The 6,603-nt window shown below is 64.0% G+C and carries 8 protein-coding genes and 1 pseudogene; 1 reads left to right on the top strand and 8 read right to left on the bottom strand.

Annotation, left to right across the window (positions count from 1 at the left end; genetic code table 11):
* Positions 1 to 1,187 (top strand): annotated as a pseudogene (locus GPT33_RS16100) (excinuclease ABC subunit A); the annotation flags it as partial.
* Positions 1,188 to 1,346: 159 nt separating this feature from the next.
* Here GPT33_RS16100 and GPT33_RS16095 read toward each other — a convergent pair.
* The 8 genes from GPT33_RS16095 to GPT33_RS16060 all read right to left on the bottom strand — a co-directional run.
* The gene (locus tag GPT33_RS16095; RefSeq protein WP_296810846.1) at positions 1,347 to 1,781 is read right to left on the bottom strand and encodes a hypothetical protein; all 435 of its coding nucleotides are present in this window, start codon (positions 1,779 to 1,781) and stop codon (positions 1,347 to 1,349) included.
* Positions 1,782 to 1,920: 139 nt separating this feature from the next.
* Positions 1,921 to 2,352, bottom strand: a complete 432-nt coding sequence (locus tag GPT33_RS16090) for a hypothetical protein (protein ID WP_296810843.1) — start codon at positions 2,350 to 2,352, stop codon at positions 1,921 to 1,923.
* A gap of 168 nt (positions 2,353 to 2,520) precedes the next feature.
* Positions 2,521 to 2,814, bottom strand: coding sequence for a hypothetical protein (locus GPT33_RS16085; RefSeq protein ID WP_296810841.1), 294 nt, complete (start codon positions 2,812 to 2,814; stop codon positions 2,521 to 2,523).
* A 74-nt stretch (positions 2,815 to 2,888) separates the two neighbouring features.
* Positions 2,889 to 3,200, bottom strand: a complete 312-nt coding sequence (locus GPT33_RS16080; RefSeq protein ID WP_296810839.1) for a hypothetical protein — start codon at positions 3,198 to 3,200, stop codon at positions 2,889 to 2,891.
* 424 nt (positions 3,201 to 3,624) lie between these two features.
* Positions 3,625 to 4,137, bottom strand: a complete 513-nt coding sequence (locus GPT33_RS16075) for a hypothetical protein (protein ID WP_296810837.1) — start codon at positions 4,135 to 4,137, stop codon at positions 3,625 to 3,627.
* Between the two features lie 26 nt (positions 4,138 to 4,163).
* Entirely contained in the window at positions 4,164 to 4,643 is a 480-nt protein-coding gene (locus GPT33_RS16070) for a hypothetical protein (RefSeq protein WP_296810835.1), read from the bottom strand.
* Positions 4,644 to 4,838: 195 nt separating this feature from the next.
* Positions 4,839 to 5,354, bottom strand: coding sequence for an NADH-quinone oxidoreductase subunit B family protein (locus GPT33_RS16065; RefSeq protein ID WP_296810832.1), 516 nt, complete (start codon positions 5,352 to 5,354; stop codon positions 4,839 to 4,841).
* Positions 5,355 to 5,545: 191 nt separating this feature from the next.
* On the bottom strand, positions 5,546 to 6,603 hold a 1,058-nt coding region (locus GPT33_RS16060; protein ID WP_296810830.1), incomplete at its 5' end, for a nickel-dependent hydrogenase large subunit.

The following is a 6,603-nucleotide window of genomic DNA, read 5'->3' as shown; positions in this document are numbered from 1 at the left end:
GCGAGATCATCGCCCGCGGCACCGCGCTCGAGCTGATGCAGGATCCGGCCTCCGTCACCGGGCGCGCGCTCGCCCGCGTGCGAGGACGCTCGCGGCCGGTCCGCGCGACCGGCAAGGGCGACGACTGGCTCCTGATCTCGGGTGCCCGCCGGCACAACCTGCAGGACATCGAGGTCCGCGTCCCGCTCGCCCGGCTGGTCTGCATCACCGGCGTTTCGGGCTCGGGCAAATCGACACTGGTGCGGGAGGTCCTGGTCAAGAGCATGCGCAACCTGCTCGCGCTGGAGGGCAAGCCGGCGGCGCGTCCCGGCAACGGCACCCTGGTCGGCTGCAAGCGCCTGACCGGGTGGCAGGGCCTCGCGCGCGTCCTGGAGGTCGACCAGACGCCGATCGGCAAGACGCCACGCTCCTGCCCCGCCACCTATGTCGGCTTCTGGGACCCGATCCGCCGCCTCTTCGCCGCCACCTCGGAGGCCCGCATCCTCGGCTGGGGACCGGCACGCTTCTCCTTCAACACCAGCGGAGGGCGTTGCAGCGCCTGCGAGGGACAGGGGGTGCAGAAGCTGGAGATGAGCTTCCTGCCGGATGTGCGCATGACCTGCGAGGTCTGCGGCGGCAGCCGTTTCGACCGCGAGACCCGCGAGGTCCGCTACCAGGGACTCGATATCGGTCAGGTCCTGCGCTTGAGCGTCGACGAGGCGGTGGATGTCTTTCACGCACATCGCGCCATTCACCACCCGCTCGCCCTGCTCCGGGACGTCGGACTCGGCTATCTGCAGCTCGGTCAGCCCAGCCCCACACTCTCGGGCGGCGAGGCCCAGCGCATCAAGCTGGTCACCGAGCTGACCAAAGCCCGATCGACGCCTGCTCCGGGACCGGGGCACGGTCCCGATTCGGCCAAGACCCAACGCCACGCCCGCCCGACCCTCTACGTCCTGGACGAGCCGACCGTCGGCCTGCACATGGCCGACGTCGAGCGCCTGCTCAACGTCCTGCATCGACTTGTCGACGCCGGTCACTCCGTCCTGGTGATCGAGCACAACCTCGACCTCATGGCCGAGGCCGACTGGATCATCGACCTGGGGCCGGAAGCAGGCGACGCAGGCGGTCGGGTCGTCGCCGAAGGCACCCCGGAAAGGGTCGCACAGGCCGGCGACTTCCCGACCGCCCAAGCCCTGCGGGGCTGATCGGCCGTCAGGCCCCGAGGAACAATTCGAAAACAACCAAAAACGTAGGATGGGTAGAGCGTAGCGAAACCCATCCTCCCCGCTCGGACACCCGATCCGAGCGGCTACTCGGAAAAGATGGGTTTCGCTGCGCTCTACCCATCCTAATCATGGCCCCAGTCATCGCATCCGCTCAAGCATCCGCGACTTGAAGGCATCCCGTGTAGACCCGGACGTCTCTCCCACGTCGTCGCCACCTCCGCTGGTTCCGGGAAACCGCGAACTGAAGCCATCCCGGCGCGAAGGCCGCTCGAAGCGTTCCGACTGCGGGCTCATGCGCGGCCCATCACTGCCGGAGGCCGAAGCCGCGCTGTCTCGCTGAATGGTGATGTCCGTGCTGCGGCCGTCCTGCGTGACGATGGTCTGTCCATCCCGATCACGGGTCACCCGCGACTCGACCGGACGGCTGCCTCCGCTTTGTTGGATCACCGCCGTCGAACCGCCGGATGAGTGGGTCTGCGCAACGGCGCATCCCGCCACGACGCTCATCGACAGAACAGCCAGGCCGAACAACACCCGGTCGACGCCGCTCGTACTGATTCGTTTCATCTTCATCGGTCTCTCCCGCGGGACGACCAGCCAGAAGGGGCAGGCGCCGACCCGAAGCGCCGACTTCGGTCGTTTGCCCCGAGCGCCTGCGATCCGGCGCACCGTATCGGCCGCCGTGAGCTCAGGCCATCGCGCCCCACGTGTGCTATCGCGCCTGCGCGGCGAGCGCCGAGCGACCTTTGCCCGGGTGCGTGCCATCGGCCTTCGCCCCGCCCCCTTGCCCCTTCCCGTTACCTCGGTCGTTGCAGCCGCCCTGCTTGGTCTTGTTGATGTTGACCTTGCCGTCTTGATAGGTGGCATTGTCGTTGGTGTCCCCGCACTGGCGGGTGTGATTGATATTGACCTTACCCACTTGAACGGATCTATTGGTATTGTCCTGCGCCAAGACCGGACCGACGAGTAGAGCCGACAGCGCAAAAGCAATTAAAGGCAATGGCTTGAAGATAGAGTTCGACATTTTCTTGACCTTAGCTCGGCTAAATGAAAGAACATCGACCTGAAGAAGATGTACGGCCAAAAAAATACGCTGGCCGTCACACCGCTTCGCGGCACAACGCTGAATAGATCGGGCACCCAACGTTCAGGGGCTCGTGACACCGGTTTGCGGTGTCACGCATGCCCCGTGGCGCTCTGCAACAAGTGATCTTCGGACCGACGTTCCGAACAATCCTCTACCCGGAGTAAGACATTGATTGGTGCTTCCGCACTAATTCGAAAACCCCGGAAACAAAGACCGAGTTTAAAGCTAGTCGCCATCCCCGGAGATTCGGTAACGTGGATGCTGGTATTGATACTGTCGAACCTTGTTGTTGTTCACATCACCGGTTTGGATCGTCGACGTACGGTTCTCCATTCCGGCCTGCACGGTTCGACTAAAGTTCATCTCGCAGTCCTGCTGAACATCCGATCGATTGACACGATCATTCTGAATGTTGACGCTGTAACAAGGGCCCTGCGTCCGGTCGCCCCCCCCGTCGGCCTGCGCCAAAGGGAACAAGGAAAACAGCAGGATACCAACCGACAAGATCGACGTTTTCATGGATAGACACCATTCGTTGGGTAGACCTGATCGCCGACACCCACGCCGGGGTGTCGGCTCGACAACCCTTCAGGTTAGCGATCGCGCGTCTTTCCACCGCGATCGGCCATGGGGCCTTGGCTGGTCTCGTTGTAATTGATCCTGCCGAACTGACCGGTCTGATTCCAATTCTCGTCACCACGCTGCTTGGTGCGGTTCGCGTTGTCGCGCCCTTCCTGGTAGGTCGCGTTGTCGTTGTAAGCACCACGCTGAGAGGTGTCGTTGGTATTGATACGACCCTCCTGAATCGTGGTATTGAAGTTGGTCTGCGCCGATGCGGCCCCGCCGAGCGTGACGAGGATGGCAGCAAGAGCGACGGGGAAGAGCTTGGAGGTCGTGTTGGTCATTGGTTTACCCTCTTAGGTTGATCAAGCATATCGGACGGATCGAGTGGATTCGGGGAGATGCGCAATACTGCTGCGTCTCCCGGCGAATCGGCCCTGCCCTCATGTCAGGGGTTCTTGACGACGAGAACTGGTGTATCCCGTCGTTGGATCCAGAATACGCAAGACAGCCTGAACGTGACCTGAACGGAAAAGGCGTACGGCGAGATTTTTTCGGGTCACGTATGAGAAGGTATGTATGGACCCGCAACGCCCATCGGCAGCGATACCTTGCCGCTGATCAGGAGGGACCCGATCGAAGTTCAATGATTGCCTTCTTGCCTGGTCGAACGTAGCGGGATCGCAAGTGCTCCGGTGTCAAGCTCACCTCCTCGAAGTGCCCCGATGATCCTTGCCGAGTTCGGAGATCGTCGGGGAGGCCGCTCGCTCACGACGATACAAAGGGCGTCGGGAGACCTGCAATGGCCTCCAGCTGCTCGAAGATCAGAGCCTCCCGGTCCGGGTTCCTGACATTGCCCTGAACGGCATCCTCGAAACGGCGGTCGCGGAGCAGGTCGGCAATCTCCGCGACGATGTATGCCGTGACCTCCGGCGACGCGGATCCGACCTGAGCAACGAGGTCGTCGCGCCCGTCAGTCAAATTGATGAGATCCTCAAGGTCGCGGCTGGTTAAAGGGTCATTGTTGCCGCGACCGCGGTGGGCTTCGAGCTTGGTGGCGACAAACATGGCTGGCGAGACCAAACGGATAAGCACGTCCGGTGTCAGGGAATAGGGCTCGGCGCTTGCCAAAGCATGCCGATACCAGCGGTTGGTGAAGCCGAGAATCCGCTCGTCAGTCGGCATGAAGTCAACGATCAGCAGACCGGTTGCGCAGCCGCCAGTGAATGCCATGCGGCGCAGCAAATCGTCACCGAGCGCGCGGGCGACCAGTTCAACCATCGCGCGATGCGTATCCGCAGCGGCGCTCACGTGGTTTCCAGCATGGTGGCGAGCACGGGGGCGGCAAACCCGGTAGGGATGCCGCGCGCGAGCGGACCTGGATGCACCGGAAACAGCCAGCGCAGACAGTGCTCGCCGATCTCGAGCAACGCGCTCCGATTGACCCGTGGCAGACCGGAATCCCGGTCACGCCGCGCCAAGCCGGCATCAAAGCTACGCCGCAGAGAGGAAGAGACCTCGGTCTTGCTGATGCCAACGGCGCCGGCCAATGCCCTGGCGCTGTAATGCTCGACCAAGGCCACGGCTTCCAAGTCTGGGCCGGTGGCGTACGTCACTTCCGGCTCTGGTTCCCACCCCTCCCAATCGAAGGGTAGCTTGGTCGGCACCTGATCCGCATCCTTCACACAGGCGGTCAAGATGGCATCAGCGCCGGTCGAGAGAACAGCGGCTTGATCCCCGCATCCGGCCCGGTCGGGCGATCCGTTGAAATCTGAAGAGGCACCCATGAGGACCTGGCAGGCCCGTTTTACGCCCGACGACCGAGGAGGAGAGGGGTCAGGACAGAGGAGCACGCAGGCGTCGCTGCGACGACCAACCTCGCCATCGCAAAAAACTCCGCAGAGCATCGCCCCGTCGACGACGCTACCCGAACCTTCGCGGCATCCTTTGCTTAGAGCCTTCGAGCCTCGAAGCACCCACCCTCACTGATCGATCTCCAATGCCCCGAGCAGTCCCTTCAAGAGGTCGACCGGCGTGGGCGGACAGCCCGGAATCTTCACATCCACCGGGATGACGTTCTCGATCGCACCGCAGGAGGCATAAGAGACCCCGATCTCTCCGCCGTCGCAGGCGCAGGTCCCGGCGGCGATGACGAATTTCGGGGATGGGGTGGCGCGCCACGTCCGGCGCAGGGCGGTCTCCATGTGCCGTGAGACAGGACCGGTCACGAGCAGCACGTCGGCATGGCGGGGCGAGGCAACGAAGTGGATACCGAAGCGCTCCACATCGTAGAAAGGGTTGTTGAGCGCATGGATCTCGAGCTCGCAGCCGTTGCAGGAGCCCGCGTCGACCTGACGGATGGCGAGACTGCCATCGAAGCGCGCATCGATGTGTCGGCGCACCTCGATGCCGAGCCGTTCCAGCTCGGCGTCGTCGTGCGCAGGCGGGGCCTCGGTGACGACACCGATGCGGAAGGATTGCTTAAGAATTCGGAACATACTGAACCGCGTCTCGTCGTGATTCGAGAGGTTGATCGGAAGTGGCGATGGCGAGGATATCCATGAATCCTCTGCATGACGCGGTTCGGAAAAAAGCATTCAATATCCTGAACCGCGCCCGCTCCGACTTTCGTTGATGGCCGGGAGGTCGAACCGGGCAACTCACCGCGCCTGTCGTCGGGTGGCGCGGTTCAGAGGTCCACTCCCGCATACGACCCATTAACCGACTTATTGCACACCGGGAAGTCGGGCACGATATTGCCGTGGATCAGGCGCTCCAGGGCCGGCCACGTGAACCAGCTCGGGTCGCGCGGGAAGTAGCGGGCGATCCGTCCCTCTGCGGCGAAGCGCACGAAGCAGAGGATCTCGCCGCGCCAGCCCTCGATCAGGCCCAGGCCCATGGCGCCCTCCTCCGGAAGCTGGAAGGGCACGGCGATCTCGCCCTCCGGCAGGGCATCGAGCAGACGGTCGAGCATCCAGAGACTCGCGCGGACCTCTTTCATGCGCACCCGCACGCGGGCGGCGACGTCGCCCGCCGTCTCGTCAGGGACCTCGACCCTCACCTGGTCGTACGGCGCATAGGGACTGTCGCGGCGGACATCGAAGCCGAGCCCGCTGGCCTTGCCCACATAACCGGTGCAGCCGAGTGCGCGCGCGTCGGCATGCGCGAGGATGCCGGTGCCGATCAGCCGGTCGTCGAGCGACGGATGGTCGTCGACGATATCGAACAGCGGCTCGATGGCCTTGTGCAGGGCCGCATGGTCCAGACGCAGCTCGCGGAAGGCAGTCTCAGAGATATCATTGGCGACGCCGCCGGGGACCAGCGCGTCCATCATCAGACGGTGCCCGAAGAGCGCGGCGCTGCGGCGTTGCCACTGCTCGCGCAACCGGGCGCATTGGACGTGGGCGAAGGCGAATCCGACATCGTTGCAGATGGCGCCGATGTCGCCGAGATGGTTCGCGATGCGCTCGCGCTCGGCCAGGAGTGCGCGCAGACTCGTCGCGCGAGGCGGCGGCGCGCAGCCGGCGGCGCGCTCCATTGCCTGAGCGGTGGCCCAGGCATAGGCGACGGTCGAATCACCCGAGACGCGCCCGGCGAGTCGCATGAGCCCCCGTGGATCGCGCCCCACGGCGAGCTTCTCGATCCCGCGATGGACATAGCCGAGGCGCGCCTCCAGACGCAGGACGTCCTCGCCCGCGGCCTGGAAGCGGAAGTGTCCGGGCTCGATGATTCCGGCATGGACGGGGC

It is taken from the genome of Thiocapsa sp. (assembly GCF_011390875.1).
Lineage (GTDB): Bacteria > Pseudomonadota > Gammaproteobacteria > Chromatiales > Chromatiaceae > Thiocapsa.
Note: the sequence above shows the minus strand (reverse complement) of the source record. Positions and strands in the feature narration are given on the sequence as shown.